This is a genomic window from Pseudalgibacter alginicilyticus (genome assembly GCF_001310225.1).
Taxonomy (GTDB): domain Bacteria; phylum Bacteroidota; class Bacteroidia; order Flavobacteriales; family Flavobacteriaceae; genus Pseudalgibacter; species Pseudalgibacter alginicilyticus.
On record NZ_CP012898.1, the window covers coordinates 2631352 to 2651702 of the forward strand.

A 20351-nucleotide genomic window follows, 5' to 3' on the forward strand; every position below is an offset into this window, starting at 1 on the left:
ATTTTTTACAAGGTTTATAATTATCTGTTAATTGTATCTTTGACACAAATTTACAAAACATGACCAAAAACGTTCGTGTGCGTTTTGCACCAAGCCCAACAGGACCATTACATATTGGAGGGGTTCGTACCGCTTTATTCAACTATTTATTCGCCAAAAAAAACAACGGAACATTTGTTTTAAGGATAGAAGATACCGACCAAAATCGCTATGTAGAAGGCGCTGAACAGTACATTATTGATGCTTTAAATTGGTGTGGAATTCCATTTAATGAAGGACCAAATAAAAACGAAAAATTCGGACCGTACAGACAAAGTGAACGCAAACATTTATATAAAAAATATGCCGATGAACTGATTGCTTCAGGCAACGCCTATTATGCTTTTGATTCTGCCGAAGATTTAGATTTTCACAGAAAAGACCATGAACAAAAAGGAAAAACCTTTATTTACAATTGGCATAACCGCTTAAAATTAAGCAACTCGTTATCGCTTAGTGCAGAAGAAGCAAAGGCTAAACTTGATGCCGGCGAAGATTATGTGATCCGATTTAAAAGTCCTCAAGATGAAACCTTGTATTTAACAGATATAATCCGGGGAGAAATAAAAATAGATACCAACATTTTAGACGATAAAGTATTGTTTAAAAGCGATGGCATGCCAACCTATCATTTAGCAAATATTGTGGACGATCATTTAATGGAAATATCTCATGTAATACGTGGTGAAGAATGGTTACCAAGTTTGGCACTACACTACCAATTATATCAAGCTTTTGGATGGGACGCACCAGAATTTGCTCACCTCCCACTTATTTTAAAACCCACTGGAAAAGGAAAATTAAGCAAGCGTGATGGCGATAAAATGGGATTTCCTGTATTCCCATTGCAATGGACAGACCCAGAAACCAACGAAATTTCCAGAGGGTATAAAGAAGATGGGTATTTTCCAGAAGCCATGGTTAATTTCTTGGCATTTTTAGGTTGGAACCCAGGTACGGAACAAGAAATTTTTAGTCTTGAAGAATTAATTGAAGCTTTCGATTTGGAAAAAGTAAACAAATCTGGAGCTCGCTTTGACCCTGATAAAATTAAGTGGTTCAATCATCATTATATGCAAGAACAAAATAATGATGAGTTAGCAGAAGCCTTTAAAAGTCTTCATTCAGAATTAATCGAAATTGATTTGAATTACATTTCCTTAGTTATTGGTTTAATTAAAGAACGCGCTACGTTTGTGTCTGATTTTTGGGGGTTAAGTCATTACTTTTTCACTGCTCCAACCACTTATGATGAAAAAGCCTCTAAAAAAGCATTTAAAGACGATACCGCAGCTTTAATGACCGAATTAAAAAACATCATTGTTCATATTGATGAATTTACCGTTACGGCTTTACAAACGGATATTAAAGGTTGGATTACCAAAAAAGAGATTGGATTTGGAAAAGTAATGATGCCACTACGTTTAGCTTTAGTTGGCGCTTTACAAGGTCCTGATGTATTCGACATCATGTTTATAATTGGAAAAGCAGAAACGATTAAGCGCATTGAAAATGTTATAAAAGCACTATAGCAACTATTTCATATAATTATAAAAGTCTTTAAAATTTAATCTATTTTTTAAAGACTTTTTTGTTGAAATTGTTCTTTAAAAAGAAATTAACATTATTAAAAATTTCAACTATCTTCGTTTCAAAACGGAATAAAAACAATTAAAAAAAGTTTATATATTACGCCGCCAAACATTAAATATATTTTATTGTTTATAATTTAAATTGAAAAACAACAACAACACATATCTTTTGTTTCTTCTTCAAGGGCTTCTAATATGTCTATTTTCTTCCTGCTCAAATATAGAAGCAAACAAAGAAAACCACACTTTTAATGTAGCTTTTAATGTTGATCAAAGTATTGAGGAATTTGATAACGTAAAATTTGAACCTTTTGATAATTTAAACCTTAGTTTCTTCAGAGGTAATGTATGGATAAAATTAAACATAAACAATGAAGAGAACGAGAACAAATCCTACATGTTTATTAATAATGATAGGTTTAATAGAAATTATGTTTTTTACAAACTTGACACTCTAACTCATTCGTTAAAATTAGTACATCAAATACAGGATACATCAAAAAAAGACTATCGAACTTTTAACAACCCCAACCCCAATCTTAAAATAGATTTAGCACCAAATGAAATAGCAACGTATTTAATCACAACAAACAGTGATGGAAGAACAAAAGATGCGACTCCAAAAATAATGGATTTAGAAACATATTTTGATTTTATAAATGAAACAACAATCTTAAATATTATTTTTTATGGTATCATTTTTTGTTTAGTACTCATCAACATCTATCAATGGAGTATTTATAAACAGGAAATTTACATCTATTATATTTTTTACATAACCTCTACTTTTTTGGTGTATCTGGGGATAGAAGGTTATTTCTTCAGTCTTAATATAAAACATATTATCATTGACCACTTTGTATTTATATGTGTTAAAATGTGGGCCTTATCATTAATTGTTTACACCTCTAAATTTCTAGATATTCAAACAGTAGCTCCTAGATATTACAAGCTAATTAAACTCATTTTAATTGTAGTTTTAGGAGGTACTTTAATCTACCAATTTACTTTTTACAATTCTTCAATTCAACACCTACATTACTTTGAAAATGTCCTTTCATCTCTTTGGCTAGTTTTAATTGTTGGAATGATACTGTTATCAGTAAAAAACAGACGATTAGAATTAAAATATTACCTAATTCCTTTAGCTGGTTTCATATTGTTTACAATAATTGGACTCATTGATGTTCATTTTCAAATTTTACCAGGCAATGCTTTTAACTATGTTAAATTGGGAGCTATAATTGAGCTTATTGGGTTTACATATTTTATGACAGTATTAATCAAGAAAAAACTCAAAAAAGCCGAACGCTTAGAAAACGAACTTCTTGAAAACAAAAAACAACTACAAACTGCTGCTATAGAATTAGAAAAAAAAGATAAAATTTTATCAACTAAAAAACAGATTGAAAAAACAGATTTAATAAGTATTTTTAAACTGGTAGAAAACTCATTATCTACAGAAACAGAATGGGATGAATTTAAATTAAAGTTTAATAAACTGAAACCCGAATTTCATGAAAAACTATTAGCCTTTGAGCCTAAACTTACTAAATCTGAAATCAGGCTTTTAACTTTAATTAATATAGGTTATTCACAAAAAGAAATTGCTCAAATTCTATCTATTGCTCCTGATAGTGTAAAAAAAGCAAGAAGTCGCGTTCGAAAAAAAATAAATCTTTCTAAAAAAGTGAGTTTAAAAGATATGTTATCTCAACTATAAAACACAGTAAATGTGATAATTACAATCTTGTCCCCTGTTTTGTCCCCTTTGTAAATGATTAAAGCACAGTTTTTACTTTTATGTTTGTTTACCTAATATAAAACCTAACGAACATGAAAAAAACATTACTTTTATTAACAATCCTATTTACATACGCAATAGGACTTTCGCAAACAACCTTTACAGATAATAATATTGAATACACTGTAATCCCTTCTACTACCAATGTTAAAGTTACAAATTATAATACGACCGGAGGCATTGTAAACATACCTGCCACTGTAACGAACAACGCAACTAATTATAATGTTACAGAAATAGGAGAAAATGCATTTTTGTACAAGCAAATAACAGGCGTTACTATTCCAGACGGAATTGTATCTATAGAATACCAAGCTTTTCGTGGCAATAACTTAACAAGTGTAACTATACCTGGAAGCGTTAACAGTATTGGAACTGGCTCTTTTACTGCTAATTTATTATTAACTAACGCAACCATTGAAGAGGGGGTTGTAACCATTTCTAATAGTGCTTTTTACTATTGTGGATTAACAAGTATAACTATTCCAAATACTGTTACTTCCATAGGAAACCAAGCTTTTGATGATAATGACCTAACCAGTGTAACGTTAGGTAACAACTTAGAATCTATTGCATTTGGTGCATTTCGAAATAATAAAATAACAACTATAACGTTCCCTTCTAATGTAACGACTATTGGTTCTCTTGCTTTTCATAATAACCTTTTAACAGATGTTTATTCATTATCTACAACGCCACCAACAATAGTTACAAACGCTACTTCTGACACTTTTGATACTAGAAGCAATATACATTTACACATACCAGCAGGCACTATGGGAGCTTATGTTACAGATTCTGGTGCATTATGGACAGGTTTTAATCCAGTTACTGAAAATGCATTAAGTGTTTCCGACTTTGAGTTAGCTAACGATATAAAAATCATCTCAAACACAGATAGTATAAAAATATTGAATTCTAACAGCATTCACTTAAAAAACTATACTGTTTACAGTATTTCTGGAGCTAAAGTAGCTACAGGCACTGAAAATGAAATCCCAACTTACTTTTTATCTAGCGGCATTTATGTTTTAAAACTTGAGTTTGATAGAGGTGTTATGACAAAGAAAGTCCAAATTAATTAACTGCCAAGTATCATATAAAATACCACTAAAATGCAAGTGTCTAAATTTTTTAAAAATATAAATTAGAACTGTTTTTAGTGGTATTTTATACACTAGTTATTTCGTTAGTTTTAAATATAATTATTACCAAAGCTAACTAAAACAAGACTATGTTGTTATAAATATGCAATAATTATAGTTTATGTTGTATTCCTATTAAGTTTTGCATGTTATGGACAAGTAAGTTTTAATACACCAAATCATAATACAATTTTATATATAAGACTTCAAACGAAACAGCACCAAAATAATGATGGCGTTTTATATACCAAGAGTAGATAATTTTCCAACCATTAACCTAACTGCTACTCAAAACTGTTCAATCCATTTCTATTTATAATAATACAATAGATCTATCTCATTTAACAAATATTCTAAAAAACTTAAAGGTCTTTAAAAGTAAATATAGCTTTTAAAGACCTTTTTTGATTCATAATGTGTCACAAAAAAAGTACTTAACTTTATTAAAAATTTCAACTATATTAACTCTTGTATTATGAATACCAGAGATTTAAAACTTACAAACTAAAAAAACAAATTGTTTGTATTAAAACCTTTTAAGCAGCTTCAGGATATGAATTTGATGCTGGATATCCCTCTTCCCACAAAAACAATATGTGGGGATCGTTAGATGATTGGTATTCCCGGCCAAAACTTCGCATTTTAGCAGACCAAACCATAATTAATCAAATTTACAAGCCTAAGGACTGGAACCGAATAACCCTAAGTACCCATGGGAACCGTTTGAAATATTAGATGAATGGCATTAAAATTTTGAATTATATAGATAAAGATCAAAAGGCATCCAAAAATGGATTTATCGGCTTGCAAATTCATAACAAAACAGTCATGAAGGTTGAATATAAAAACATTTGTGCTAAGCTTGCAGAAACATTAAAAGCTATTTCATAATTAACATCGATTTATCATCCTCCCAAAAACCCACTTAGTTTTTAAGTAGGTTTTATATTTTACTACCTTTGGTTTTTTAAAACGAACTACTTGAAATTCACATTCAATAAAAAAGAAAAACTTAAAAGTAAAAAGCTGATTGACCAACTATTTACCGAAGGCCAATCGGTTTCGGCATATCCTTTGCGGTTGGTTTATTTAGAAACATCATTTAACGAAACTATAATTGCTAAAACAGGCGTGTCTGTAAGTAAGCGCCATTTTAAAACGGCCGTAGATAGAAACCGAATAAAACGCTTAATGCGAGAAGTTTATAGGTTAAATAAAGCCAAATATTTTAACAATTTAAAAACACAATATACGTTTATGATTTTATACATTGGCAAAGAAATACCAGTATTTTCACAAGTTGAAACAAAAATGAACACCTTATTTGATAAATTTTCAGATAAAGTCTCGAAAGATTAAATACACTTTTATGAAATTATTTTTATCTTTTTTATTACTCGGTATTCCTTTAATGTGCTCTAAAGGACCATCAGAAGCATATACATCAAATGATTATGTCGTAGACTCAGAAGTGCTATATAACGAGTCTTTAAAAAATGATTTAACTACAGATACTGCACAAGATATTCAACAAAAACTTATCAAAGAATCATACTTACGTTTTGAAACTAAAGATTTAAACAAAACCTATCTTCTAATACAGAAAGCCATCAATAAAAATAATGGTTATATTCAAGATGATAATTCAAATAAATCATACAATACCATTACAAGACGTTTAATTGTACGAATTCCAACTAAAAATTTTCAAAATATTATAGAAGCAGTAAGCAAAGATGTCGCTTATTTTGATACCAAACGTATTACTTCAAAAGACGTTACCGAAGAATTTATAGATATTGAAGCTCGATTAAAAGCTAAAAAGACTTTAGAAGTTAGGTATTTAGAATTACTTTCTAAGGCTAAAAATGTTAAGGATATTTTAGAAATAGAACGCGAGCTTTCTAAAATTCGTGAAGACATAGAAGCCAAACAAGGTCGTTTAAAATATCTTGAAAATAAAGTATCATTAAGTACCATTGAAATTGAATTTTATAAGCACTCTGTAGAAAGAGCAGCAACTACCTCTTATGGATCAAAAATGTGGAAAGCCATAACTTCAGGATTTGATGGTTTATCAGTATTTTTCTTAGGCTTACTACATATTTGGCCCTTTATAATCATACTAATTCTTCTATTTTTTCTTATTAGAAAATGGATTAAAAAAAGCAAAAAATGACATACCTACTGAAAAAGAGAATCATTATCCCTTTATTGGCATGTGCCGTATTTTTTACAACCACAGGCTTTAAAAACGATTTTTTTGAAATTGCCAAACAACTTGAAATTTTTACCACGTTGTTTAAAGAAATTAATATGAACTATGTGGATGAAACCAATCCAGGTCATTTAATGGACACAGCCATAAAAAGCATGTTAAAAGATTTGGATCCCTATACCAATTTCATGAACGAGCAAGATGTAGAGGCTGCCAGAATTAATAATACAGGTGACTATACAGGTGTAGGTGCTAAAATAAGAACCTTAAAAGATAAATTGATAGTAATAGAGCCTTATAAAGGTTATCCTGCTGATAAAGCTGGTTTAAAAGCTGGTGATGAAATTATTAAAGTGGAAAATACACTGATAGAAAATTACAAAGACAATGCTGGCGATTTACTAAAAGGTGTTCCTGGAAGTTCAGTAAATATAACTTATATACGTCAAGGTAAACAACAAACAGCCACTATTAAACGTGCCGAAGTAGAAATTAATGCCGTGCCCTATTTTTCTATGATAGATGACAAAATAGGTTATATTGTGTTAGATAAATTTAATGATAAAGCCTCATCACAAACTAGCTACGCATTAAGAGATTTAAAAGCACAAGGTGCAAAACAAATCATTCTGGATTTAAGAGGTAACCCAGGAGGATTACTAAACGAGGCAGTACATGTTGTTAATCTATTTGTACCAAAAGGACAATTGGTAGTAACTACAAAATCAAAAGTTAAGCAATATAATAAAACCTATTACACACAAAACGAACCTGTGGATACAAAAATTCCATTAGTAATTTTAATTGATGGTGGCAGTGCTTCAGCAAGCGAAATTGTGTCAGGGTCCTTACAAGATTTAGACAGAGCTGTAATAGTAGGTTCTAGAAGTTTTGGAAAAGGTTTGGTACAACGTCCAAAAGCATTAACCTACGGCACACAAATAAAAATTACTATTTCAAGATACTATACACCCTCTGGACGTTGTATACAAGCTTTGGATTATTTACATAGAGATGAAAAAGGTGAAGCAACACGTGTAAAGCAAGAAAACTATAACGAATATAAAACCAAAAATGGGAGAAAAGTGTTTGATGGTGGTGGAATATTTCCTGATAAAGATATGAGTATATCAAAAAAATCATCCATTACTGATGCTATAATAAACAACTATTTAATTTTTGATTTTGCTACCCAATACTACTACCAACATACTATTGAAAATATTAATAATTTTAAATTTACAGATGCAGATTTTTCAGATTTTAAAAAGTATTTAAATTCTACCAATTTTTCTTTTGAAACTGATACCGAAAAAGTGCTTAAAAAAGTAATAGAAACAGCTAAAATGGAAGGTTTAGAAAATAATATAAATGCAGATTATAACACCCTACTTTCAAATTTAAATAAATCAAAAGCAAATGTTGTTGATGAAAATAAAGACTATTTAATAAATCTCTTAACTGAAGAAATTGTTAAGCGTTATGTTTATAGAGAAGGTTTGTATGGTTATTATAAAACCCATAATGCTGAAATTAAAACAGCAACAGCTATTTTATCAGATGCGAATACCTACAACGAATATTTAAGGTAAACAACTTTAATTTTAGTACCATGATAAATTAAAAAGTATATTTAAACTTGTTTTAAGCCTCATAAATGAATAAACTATATGTATTCATACTACTCTGTTGTAATTTTGTTTTTTCTCAAAAAGAACTAACGCACGACGTATATTTTGATACTGATAAATATATTGTTCCTTCTACTGAAGAAAGTCGCTTATTACTATTTATTTCAACCTTAGAAAATGTTGAAATTGAATCCATTTCTATTTTTGGTTTTTGTGATGATATTGGTGCTGCAGATTATAATTTAATTCTGTCGCAACAACGTGCAGATGCTATAAAAAATATATTTTCAAATAATGAAATAAGTGAATCTTTAATTTCTAATGTAGATGGTAAAGGACAAATTTTACTAAAAATTATTGAAGAAAAAAACGTTTTAAAAATTAGAGGACTTAATAGGAAAGTAGAAATTATTGTAAAACCAAAACCTCCAGAACCTATTAAGGAAAAAGAAGACACTGTAGCTGTAATTGAAAAAAAAGAAAAAACAGCTATTGATTTTTTAAAAGGCGATTTAAAAAAAGGCGACAAAATTATTTTAGAAAATATTCATTTTAGTAATGGTTATAGCTATCCAAAAGCAGAGTCTAAAAAAACTTTAGAAGCCATAGCAAACATTCTTTCAGAACGAAAAGGAGTATATTTTACTATTCAAGGACATGTTTGCTGTACACAATATACAAGAGATGCCGTAGATAAAAAAACTAAAAAAAGAAATCTTTCTGAAGCCCGAGCAAAATATATTTATGACTATTTTGAAAAAAAAGGTGTAGATAGAAGACGTATGCGATACTTAGGTATGCGGAGAATGTTTCCTTTAGGTGGCGATACAAAATTTGACCGTCGTGTAGAAATAGTTATTACCTATGTAGTAGATGATAATCAATAATATATGGTTTATAAAATACCTTTATTTTGAACTATAAAAAATACATTTTATTCTTATTCATACCTTTTATTAGCCAATTTGCACTATCACAAAATACGAGTATTCCAGATAATAATTTTGAACAAGTTTTAATTGATTTAGGTTTAGATGCTGCACCTATAAATGGTTCTGTGCCTACTGCAAATATAAACAGCATAATTAATTTAGATATTCCTCCAAATAGTGGTATCACAGATTTAACTGGTATTGAAGGTTTTACAAATTTGCAAAGGTTAGATTGTAGAAATAATTTAATTAATATTTTAAATGTTTCTCAACTCTCTAATTTACAAATTTTATGGTGCTCATTTAATCAATTAACAACATTAGATGTTACACAAAATAGTCATTTATTATCACTATTATGTGATAATAATAAATTAACTGTTTTAGATGTTTCGCAAAACACTAATTTAAATATATTGGTTTGTAGTAGCAATGAAATAACAAGTCTTGATATTTCTAACAATAACACAATGAGTCGCTTAGAATGTGATAATAATAAATTAACTGTTTTAGATATTTCTAATAATTCAAACATGTCATTTTTAAATTGTAGTAACAATCAATTAACACGTTTAGATACTTCCCATAACGTTCAATTATCCTACTTAAATGTTGCATTCAATCAGTTAACTAAATTAGATATAAGTAAAAACTTTAATTTATATAATTTAAACTCAAGTAATAATAATTTATGCGGATTAAATCTAAAAAATGGAAATAATATCAATTTTTCATCAGTTGATTTTTCATCAAATACCAATTTAGATTGTGTAGTGGTTGATAATACTACTGAAAATCATACCACTTGGAATCCAACAACTTTTACTAACTATGTAACTTTAGAAACCGATTGCACTAATTTTTTAACAGTTGATATTCTTGATCGTGTTATAGTTAAAGACGCTTATACCCTACCCAACTTAATAAGTGGTAACTATTATACAGAATCTGGTGGAAATGGTTTATTATTACATGCTGGTGATACTATAAGCACATCACAAACACTATACATTTATGCCGAAACTAACTGTAATAGTAATGAATCAAATTTTGAAATTATAATAAATAATGAACATTATTTCATTCCAAGATTTTTTACACCAAATAATGATGGAACAAATGATTTTTGGAAAGTAACAGATAAAACAAATACTTTTAAAAATATATATATCTATAACCGTTATGGAAAACTTTTAAAATTTTTATATCCAAATTCTAATGGTTGGGATGGAACTTTTAATGGAAATTTATTAACTACTGATGATTATTGGTATGTTATTACACTTAGTAATGGAACACCTTTAAAAGGACATTTTACTTTAAAACGTTAACAAGTAAATATTATATTTTTTAAGATTCTTTTATCATAGCTATATGCGGAATACCATCTTCAAGGTACTCCTCGCCTATTTCTTTAAATCCTAAATTATTGTAAAAACGTTTTAAATAAGCTTGAGCAGATATGTGAATACTATCAACTTTAAAAATGGTTTTAACAGCATTAATTGAGGCATTCATTATTTCATTGCCATAATTAAATTGTCTATTATTTTTAGCCACAACCACTCTACCAATACTGGATTTTTCAAAATAATCACCTGGTTTAAAAATACGAGTATAGGCAATTAATTTATCATTTTTAAATCCTAAAATATGAAGTGCTTTTTGGTCTTTTCCATCTACATCTTGATAAATACTATTTTGTTCCACAACAAACACTTCACTACGTAGCTGAAGTATATTATACAATTCTTGTTTTGTTAATTCTGAAAAAGTTTTTATTTCAATTTTTAGCATAAATAATATTTAAACATCATTAAAAAGAATGAAAAACAAATATCATAATAATCTTTCTAATTTAGTAGGACTTGATGAACTCACAATAATACTTCATACTAATCCTGAACAATAATATCTTTATTATCTATTTTACCAAATTCTGGTTGAATATTTACATGGTTAATATCATATTTATCATAAACATAATCTTCCACTTTTCGTAAAACAACATCAAATTCAGTTAAAGTAATATTTTTATTAAAATCTATATGCGCTTCTAAATGAATTTCTTCTTCATTAAGTTGCCAAACATGTACATGATGAACGTTTTTAATAGCCTCAAATGCATTTATTTCTTCCACTATCTGCTTTAAAGGAATAGAATCTGGAGTAAACAGCATCAATACCTTTGTAGAAGTTTTTAACAAATCATAACCCATATAAATCAAATATAGAGCTATAGCAAAAGTTAATACACTATCTACCCAATATACTTGGTAAAATTTCATTAATAAACCACCTATTAAAACTGCTACACTTGCCATCATATCAGTTAGTAAATGTAAGTAGGCACTTTTCATATTCATATTGGTTTTAGAATCTCTTTTTAATAAAAGTACACTCAATCCATTAGCAAGAATTCCTAAAACCGATAGCCAAATAACAAGATTAGATTCAATTTCCTGTGGATTTTGAAAACGCTTTATAGCTTCTATAATTAACAATACAGCTACAATCATTAAAGTTGCTGCATTTATAAAAGCTGCTAAAATTTCAGCACGTTTATACCCAAAAGTACGATGAATTGAAGCTTGCTTTTTTGATAATTTATTTGCTACATAACTTACAACTAAAGAAAGTACATCACTAAAATTATGTAAAGCATCACTTAATAAGGCTAAGCTACCAGAAACTAAACCACCTATTACTTGTGAAACCGTAATAAGTATATTTAAAAGAATAGAAATTAAAAGATTTCGTCCTTTTAAATCGTTGTGATTATGAGAATGGTTATGGGAGTGAGACATTTAACAAGATAATGGTATTTTATCTATTCTATTTTGGTGTCTTCCACCTTCAAACTCAGTATTTAAAAATACATCTACCATTTCAACTGCTTGATGAATAGCTGTAAATCTAGCAGGAATACATAATACATTGGCATTATTATGACCGCGAATTAATTCTACTATTTCCTTATTCCAACACAAACCAGCTCTAATTTTTTGATGTTTATTAGCTGTCATAGCTACTCCATTAGCGCTACCACAAATTAAAATACCAAAGTCTGCTTGATTAGTTTCAACATCTTCTGAAACGGGATGTACAAAATCGGCATAATCTACACTATTAGTATTATCAGTTCCATGATTAATAACAGTATATCCTTTACTTTCTAAATGCTTTAAAATAGCAAATTTATATTCGGTTCCGGCGTGATCGTTTCCTATAGAGATTGTCATTATATATATATTAAGGTATCTTTATACAAAGGTAGTAATTATTAACCATGTGTATTAATTTGTGTATGACTTGTTAATAAGTGTTCATTACTTTTTAAAATTAAAATATTGAAAATCCAATTATTTTTACAAGCAAAAATACTTGATTAATAACCTAATTTTTAATTCATTTTCTTTTTCAAAATTATGAGCTTAAAAATGATAACTATAAACATTAAATTTTTAAAAGTTATGAGTAAAAAGTAGTAGTTTTTAGTTATTAACAACTGTGAATATAATTTTGAAAATCATTAAATATGAACTCATTAAAATAAAATTCATTGTTAATTACCTATTAACTGAATGTAAAATAATTGTAATCAAAATAAAATATAAAAAAGTTATACCGCTATTAACACACTATAATAACCATTATTTATTTTTTTAAATTTTAAAAGAAAACTATTATTATATATATATATGTGAATAACTTCTATTTTGCTTATTATAAGATTAAGTTTTAATAAAAAATAACATTTAAAATTTAATTCCTTTAATTTTAAATGTTAGCTATGTTTTATAAAAAATAATGTTAAAATTTTAAAAAAAAATAAAAAACTCTTTAATAATAATATAAATAAATTACATTTGAACGATAAATAATGCTTTTTATCGATAATTTTTAAATTTATTTTTATTATGACCAAATCTACTTTTTTATTGCTCCTATGTTTAATAACCTTTAAACTAAGTATTTATGCTCAAGAAGAGCCTTATCTTGTTAAAGATATAAATGCTATAGGAATGAACTACTCTTCATACATTTCAAATACTATTAGTATAAATGGTATTATACATTTCAAATACTATTAGTATAAATGGTATTATATATTTCAGTGCTAGTGAAGGTGTTTACGGAAAAGAGTTATGGAAGAGTGATGGTACCGAATCTGGTACAGTACTAGTTAAAGATATTAATTCAATATCAGGTGATAGTTCTATAGACAATCTAACTAACGTAGGTGGTATTTTATATTTTACAGCTACAGATGGTGTTAATGGTACTGAGTTATGGAAGAGTGATGGTACTGAATCTGGTACAGTAATGGTTAAAGATATTAATTCAGGATCAGGTAATAGTTTATTAGATAATTTAACCAATGTAGATGATGTCTTATATTTTGAAGCTAATGATGGTATTAATGGAGAAGAGTTATGGAAGAGTGATGGTACCGAATCTGGTACAGTAATGGTTAAAGATATTAATTCAGGATCAGGTAATAGTTTATTAGATCATTTAATTAACGTAAATGGTGTTTTATATTTTGAAGCTACAGATGGTGTTAATGGTCTTGAGTTATGGAAAAGTGATGGTACTGAATCTGGTACAGTAATGGTTAAAGATATTAATTCAGGATCAGGTAATAGTTTATTAGATTATTTAACTAACGTAAATGGTGTTTTATATTTTGAAGCTATAGATAGCGTTAATGGCACTGAGTTATGGAAAAGTGATGGTACTGAATCTGGAACAGTATTAGTAAAAGATATCTATTCAGGATCAGGTAATAGTTTATTAGATCATTTAACAAACGTAGATGGTGTCTTATATTTTACAGCTACAAATGGTGTAAATGGCACTGAGTTATGGAAGAGTGATGGCACCGAATCTGGAACAGTACTAGTAAAAGATATCTATTCAGGATCAGGTAATAGTTCCTTAGATTATTTAATTAATGTAGATGATGTCTTATATTTCACAGCTAATGATGGTGTAAATGGCACTGAGTTATGGAAGAGTGATGGCACCGAATCTGGAACAGTACTAATAAAAGATATCTATTCAGGATTATATGGTAGCTCTATAGATAATCTAACAAACGTAGATGGTGTCTTATATTTTACAGCTACAGATGGTGTAAATGGTACTGAGTTATGGACGAGTGATGGCACCGAATCTGGTACAGTAATGGTAAAAGATATTAATTCAGGTTCAAGTAGTAGTAGTAGCTCAAGTAATTTAATCAATATAAATAGTGTCTTATATTTTACAGCTTCAGATGGTGTAAATGGCACTGAGTTATGGACGAGTGATGGTACTGAATCTGGAACAGTAATGGTAAAAGATATCCGTTCAGGATTATATGGTAGTACTATAGATGATCTAACTAACATAAATGGTATCTTATATTTTAAAGCTAATGATGGTGTAAATGGCACTGAGTTATGGAAGAGTGATGGTACCGAATCTGGAACAGTATTAGTAAAAGATATCCGTTCAGGATCAAGTAGTAGTAGCCCAAGTGATTTAATCAATATAAATGGTATCTTATATTTTAAAGCTAATGATGGTGTAAATGGCACTGAGTTATGGACGAGTGATGGTACTGAATCTGGAACAGTATTAGTAAAAGATATCCGTTCAGGATCAAGTAGTAGTAGCCCAAGTGATTTAATCAATATAAATGGTATCTTATATTTTAAAGCTAATGATGGTGTAAATGGCACTGAGTTATGGAAGAGTGATGGCACCGAATCTGGAACAGTATTAGTAAAAGATATCCGTTCAGGATCAAGTAGTAGTAGCCCAAGTGATTTAATCAATATAAATAGTGTCTTATATTTTACAGCTTCAGATGGTGTAAATGGTACAGAGTTATGGAAGAGTGATGGTACCGAATCTGGAACTGTTATGATTATGGATGTTTATTTAGGATTAGGAAACAGTACTCCAACTAATCTAACAAATGTAGGTAATATATTATTTTTTAGTGCAGATTATGTAACTAATAGTTTTGATTATGGAAAAGAATTAATGGCACTTAATGTACCAAGTAACACCTTAAATACTACAAATACAGTGTTAAAAAGTATAAAAGTACATCCTAATCCAACTACTGGAAATTTATATATAGAAGCACTTAAAAATAATGAAAGTTATACAATCTATACACTTTTAGGAAAAAGGGTATTAACAGGTAAGGTTTATCCAAATGAATCTATAGATTTAAGCGTATTGCAAACAGGTATTTATGTTTTAAAATTAGAAAACGGTATTACCAAAAAAATTATTAAAAAATAGTTTTCTATATTAAATTTTATAATATATAATTTATATTAATTTGTAAGTTTTTTTATATAATTATTAATTATTTTAATTATTTAATATAAAATTTTTAAAAAAAACTCAAAAACTTAAAAAAAACATATTTTAAAAAAGTATGTTTGCGCCCTTTATCTCTTAAATCTATTATTATGAAAAAACAATTACAATTATTAACTTTCTTATGTTTATTTAGTATTTCTTTAACTTTTTCACAAGGTTCTATTTATTACGATTTTAACGATGGTGTATATGGATATGGTATAACCAGTAGTACTAACAAAACTGTATCACTTTTTAGATTATTAGATCTTAGTTGTGTAACAGGTGATGTTGTTTTTCCTGACACTGTAGTAAATAATGGAATAACATATACGGTAACTGGTATTGGTGCTTATGAAGAAATTCCATCTGAAAATATTTTTGACTTTAAGGGCTGTACAGGTATTACAAGTGTAACTATCCCTAATACTGTTACTTATATTGGTAATTATATTTTTCAAGATTGTATTAATTTAACTAGTGTAACTATACCAAATAGTGTAACAAAAATTAATAAATATGCTTTTAGTGGTTGTACCAGTTTAACTAGTATTAATTTACCAGATTCATTAACTTATATTAATACAAGTACTTTTAACGGTTGTACCAGTTTAACAAATATTACAATTCCAGATAGTGTAATAAGTATTAGTGATGGTGCTTTTAGTGGTTGTACCAGTTTAAATAATATTATAATTCCAGATGGTGTAACAAGTATTGGTGGAGCTGTTTTTGAAGGTTGTACCAGTTTAACAAATATTACAATTCCAGATAGTGTTACAAATATTGGTAGTAGCGCTTTTTGGAACTGTACAAGTTTAACTAGTATTGATTTACCAGATTATTTAACAAGTATAAATAATTATCTTTTTAAATATTGTACCAGTTTAACAAATATTACAATTCCAGATAGTGTAACTTCTACTATTGGGTTTTCAGCTTTTGAAGGATGTACTAATTTAAATAGTATCAGTATACCAAATAATGTAACAGGTATTGATGGTTTTGCTTTTTATTCTTGTGAAAATTTAGCAACAGTAACTTTAGGAAGTGGTATAACTAGTATAAATTATAGTGCTTTTGAAAATTGTGAAAACTTAACTACTGTAAGTTTTTTAGGAAATAATGTAACTAATATTGAATATGATGCTTTTAAAGGATGCTCTAGTTTAACCAGCATAGATATACCAAATAGTGTAACTAGTATTGGAGAATATGCTTTTATTGGTTGTAGCGATTTATTAAGTGTTACCTTATCAGATAATATAACTAGTATAGAAAATTATGTTTTTAGTGGTTGTGAAAGTTTAACCAGTATTACTATCCCAGATGGTGTAACTAGTATTGGAGAAGGTGCTTTTGGATTTTGTACAAAATTAGCTAGCGTTAATATACCAAATAATATAACTAGTATTGGAGAAGAAGCTTTTATTGATTGTAGTGATTTATTAAGTGTTACCTTATCAGATAATATAACTAGTATAGAAAATTATGTTTTTAGTGGTTGTAAAAGTTTAACCAGTATTACTATCCCAGATGGTGTAATTAGTATTGGAGATTTTGCATTTCATAATTGTTTAAGTTTACCTACTATTAATATACCAAATAGTGTAACTAGTATTGGAGATTTTGCATTTGCTGGTTGTTTAAGTTTACCTACTATTAATATACCAAATAGTGTAATTAGTATTGGAGATTATGCATTTGCAGCTTGTCAAAATTTAACAAGTGTTATAGTTAATTGGGATACACCATTAAGTATAGAAGAGTTAGTATTTGTAGCCGTTACTATACAAGATATTCCACTTATAGTACCTGAAGGAAAAGAATCTGTTTATAAAGAAGCTGCAGTATGGCAAGATTTTAAAGTTACCACAACATTAAGTAATACAGATTTTACTAATACATCGTTATTTAATGTATATCCAAATCCAGTAAAGGATGTATTACATATAGACCTAAATAAAAATACAGAATTAAACAAGGTAAATATTTACAATAGTTTTGGTCAAATGGTTATAAACAGCAAAAGTTTAGATATCAATGTAAATAGCTTAAGTAAAGGATTATATATTTTAGAAGTAGACACCAATAAAGGTAAAACTTCCAATAAAGTAATTGTAGAGTAATATTATAAATAACTTAAAAAATTATAAAAGGTTTACATTAATTTGTAAGCCTTTTTTATTGAATTAATATTAAAGAAACATCCATTTAATATTAATATTGTAGCTTTGTCAAAACAAATAGCGCAACTTCTCCACTGACAACGCTATAAATAACCGAATTTCAATTAACTTTAGGAATTCAATAGATTACAAAAATTACATGACAAGAAAAAGAAAAGGGAAATCCAAAAAAAAAGGAATTTCCAACCTTACAAATACAATCTTAAGTATTTTAAAAAAAGAAAGAAACCAAAGCTTCAACTATAAACAAATAGCTGCTAAACTTGGTGTTAACGATGCCAGTAGCAGAAATCAAATCATAAAAAAATTACGCGATTTACAAGGCAAACAAGAAATTGAAGAAGTAGAACGCGGTAAGTTTAAAGCTGTTATAAACACCGAATATTACACAGGAAAATTAGATTTAGCTGCCAAAGGCAATGGCTATGTTATTTGTGATGAATTTGAAGATGATGTTTTTATTGCATCGAATAATATTAATAAAGCCTTAAATGGTGATGAGGTTGAGTTTTATGTTTATAAGAGACGCCATAGAGGTAAATTGGAAGGTGAAATAACTCAAATTTTAAAGCGAGAAAAAAGCGAGTATGTTGGAGTTATTCAAATTCAAGAGAAAAAGAATTTTGCCTTTGTAGTATGTGATGGTAATAAAATGTACAAAGATATTTTTGTACCGATTAATAAAATTAACAAAGCTGAGGATGGCGATAAAGTTTTAGTAAAACTTGAAGATTGGCCAGAAAAAGCCGATTCTCCATATGGTACCGTGATAAAAGTACTTGGAAAACCAGGTGAACATAATACCGAAATACATGCCATTTTAGCTGAATATGGTTTACCTTATGAGTTCCCTCATGAAGTAGAAGATTTTGCTAATAAGATTGATACGTCTATTACTAAAGAAGAAATTGCAAAACGCCGTGATATGCGTCAGGATTTAACCTTTACCATAGACCCTAAAGACGCTAAAGATTTTGATGATGCCTTATCATTTAAAATTTTAGATAATGGCTTATACGAAATAGGAATTCATATTGCTGATGTTTCTCATTATTTACAAGAAGGTACGGTGTTGGATGACGAAGCTTATGAGCGTGCTACTTCGGTTTATTTAGTAGACCGTGTTGTGCCTATGCTACCAGAAGTATTATCAAATAACGCTTGTTCATTACGTCCTAATGAAGAAAAATTAACCTTTTCTGCAGTCTTTCAAATGAATGATAAATGCGAAATTAAAAATGAGTGGTACGGCAGAACCGTAACCTACTCTGACACTCGTTTCGCATATGAAGAAGCACAAGCTATCATTGAAAATAATGTTACATTAAGTATTACTGAAGTACTTAAAAATATAAAACAAATAAACACTCAAATTCCATCTGAAGTTTCTTTAACCGGAACAGAATACAATACAACTCCAGAAGTAGCTCAAGCTATTTTAAAAATGGATGAACTTGCTAAAAAAATGCGTGCAAAACGTATGAGTTCTGGCGCAATTTCTTTTGATAAAGTAGAAGTGAAATTTAATTTAGATGAACATGCAAATCCAATAGGTGTATTCTTTAAAACCAGCAAAGATGCTAATAAACTTATTGAAGAATTTATGCTATTAGCAAACCGAAAAGTATCGGAATTTGTTGGTAAAAAGGAGCCAAAACGTACGTTTATTTATCGTACTCACGATGAACCAGACGATAGCAAATTAGCTAATTTACAAGGTATTGTTTCAAAATTTGGTTATAAATTAAATTTTAAAGACCGTAAAACCACATCGGCTTCACTTAATTATTTACTTAAAGAAGTGAATGGTAAAAAGGAGCAAAATTTGGTAGATACCTTAACTATTAGAAGTATGAGTAAGGCAGAATATTCTACACATAATATTGGTCATTATGGATTGGCATTTGATTATTATAGCCACTTTACCTCTCCTATTCGTAGGTATCCAGATGTTATTGCACATCGGCTTTTACAACACTATTTAGATGGTGGAAAATCGGTTAGTGAAGACGCTTTTGAAGAAAAATGCAATCATTCTAGTAATATGGAAAATTTAGCAACAAAAGCAGAGCGTGACTCTATAAAATACATGCAAATAAAATTTATGGAGGATCATAAAGATGAACAGTTTGTAGGCGTTATTTCAGGTGTTACCGACTGGGGTATTTATGTTGAAATAATTTCTAACAAATGTGAAGGTATGGTTAGCATACGAGATATGAAAGATGATCATTATGCCTTTGACCAAGATCAATATGCCATGGTTGGGAGAAATAATGGTATGGTATATCAGTTGGGTGATGAAGTTATAGTAAAAGTTAAAAACACTGATTTAGTTAAAAAGCATTTAGACTTTAATTTAATAGGAAAACCAGAAAACTAACGTTATTCCTAAAAATAGATGACAACAAAACCTATTTTTAATGGAAAAAATA

The 20351-nt window shown here is 28.7% G+C and carries 15 protein-coding genes; 11 read left to right on the top strand and 4 right to left on the bottom strand.

All coding sequences use genetic code 11. The features are described 5' to 3' along the window. Nucleotides 1-59: 59 nt before the first annotated feature. The 3 genes from gltX to APS56_RS10925 all read left to right on the top strand — a co-directional run bounded on the left by gltX (nt 60) and on the right by APS56_RS10925 (nt 4520). Nucleotides 60-1571, top strand: a complete 1512-nt coding sequence (gltX, locus tag APS56_RS10915) for a glutamate--tRNA ligase (RefSeq protein WP_054728024.1) — start codon at nt 60-62, stop codon at nt 1569-1571. Between the two features lie 202 nt (nt 1572-1773). Next, nucleotides 1774-3354, top strand: coding sequence for a 7TM diverse intracellular signaling domain-containing protein (locus APS56_RS10920; RefSeq protein ID WP_054728026.1), 1581 nt, complete (start codon nt 1774-1776; stop codon nt 3352-3354). A 113-nt stretch (nt 3355-3467) separates the two neighbouring features. Then, nucleotides 3468-4520 carry a leucine-rich repeat domain-containing protein gene (locus APS56_RS10925; RefSeq protein WP_054728028.1) on the top strand — a complete coding sequence of 351 codons (1053 nt, stop codon included), beginning with the start codon at nt 3468-3470 and terminating at the stop codon, nt 4518-4520. A 596-nt stretch (nt 4521-5116) separates the two neighbouring features. Here the strand turns inward: APS56_RS10925 and APS56_RS17225 are convergent. Continuing rightward, on the bottom strand, nt 5117-5239 hold the full coding sequence (locus tag APS56_RS17225) for a hypothetical protein (protein ID WP_257720163.1): 123 nt from the start codon (nt 5237-5239) through the stop codon (nt 5117-5119). Nucleotides 5240-5561: 322 nt separating this feature from the next. Between APS56_RS17225 and rnpA the strand changes: the two genes are divergently transcribed. From rnpA to APS56_RS10950, 5 genes are all read left to right on the top strand, one after another. After that, a complete protein-coding gene (gene rnpA / locus APS56_RS10930) occupies nt 5562-5939 on the top strand; it encodes a ribonuclease P protein component (protein WP_054728030.1) in 378 nt (125 codons plus the stop codon). A 10-nt stretch (nt 5940-5949) separates the two neighbouring features. Further along, nucleotides 5950-6759: a DUF4349 domain-containing protein gene (locus tag APS56_RS10935; protein WP_054728033.1), complete on the top strand. Its 810-nt coding sequence runs from the start codon at nt 5950-5952 to the stop codon at nt 6757-6759. Beyond that, a complete protein-coding gene (locus APS56_RS10940; RefSeq protein ID WP_054728035.1) occupies nt 6756-8390 on the top strand; it encodes a S41 family peptidase in 1635 nt (544 codons plus the stop codon). Before APS56_RS10935 ends, APS56_RS10940 begins: the two co-directional genes overlap by 4 nt. Before the next feature lie 65 nt (nt 8391-8455). Then, a complete protein-coding gene (locus APS56_RS10945; RefSeq protein ID WP_054728036.1) occupies nt 8456-9316 on the top strand; it encodes an OmpA family protein in 861 nt (286 codons plus the stop codon). 26 nt (nt 9317-9342) lie between these two features. Then, on the top strand, nt 9343-10692 hold the full coding sequence (locus tag APS56_RS10950; RefSeq protein WP_054728038.1) for a T9SS type B sorting domain-containing protein: 1350 nt from the start codon (nt 9343-9345) through the stop codon (nt 10690-10692). Between the two features lie 19 nt (nt 10693-10711). Here APS56_RS10950 and APS56_RS10955 read toward each other — a convergent pair whose 3' ends face one another. From APS56_RS10955 to rpiB, 3 genes are all read right to left on the bottom strand, one after another. Then, entirely contained in the window at nt 10712-11158 is a 447-nt protein-coding gene (locus APS56_RS10955) for a GNAT family N-acetyltransferase (RefSeq protein WP_054728040.1), read from the bottom strand. Between the two features lie 98 nt (nt 11159-11256). After that, the gene (locus APS56_RS10960) at nt 11257-12168 is read right to left on the bottom strand and encodes a cation diffusion facilitator family transporter (protein WP_054728042.1); all 912 of its coding nucleotides are present in this window, start codon (nt 12166-12168) and stop codon (nt 11257-11259) included. After that, nucleotides 12169-12603, bottom strand: a complete 435-nt coding sequence (rpiB, locus tag APS56_RS10965; protein ID WP_054728044.1) for a ribose 5-phosphate isomerase B — start codon at nt 12601-12603, stop codon at nt 12169-12171. Between the two features lie 823 nt (nt 12604-13426). Here rpiB and APS56_RS10970 point away from each other — a divergent pair. From APS56_RS10970 to APS56_RS10980, 3 genes are all read left to right on the top strand, one after another. Beyond that, complete coding sequence (locus APS56_RS10970) at nt 13427-15664, top strand: ELWxxDGT repeat protein (protein WP_054728046.1); 2238 nt, start codon at nt 13427-13429, stop codon at nt 15662-15664. A 173-nt stretch (nt 15665-15837) separates the two neighbouring features. Beyond that, on the top strand, nt 15838-17856 hold the full coding sequence (locus tag APS56_RS10975; RefSeq protein WP_054728048.1) for a leucine-rich repeat domain-containing protein: 2019 nt from the start codon (nt 15838-15840) through the stop codon (nt 17854-17856). Between the two features lie 199 nt (nt 17857-18055). Then, entirely contained in the window at nt 18056-20299 is a 2244-nt protein-coding gene (locus APS56_RS10980; RefSeq protein WP_054728051.1) for a ribonuclease R family protein, read from the top strand. Nucleotides 20300-20351: the final 52 nt, after the last annotated feature.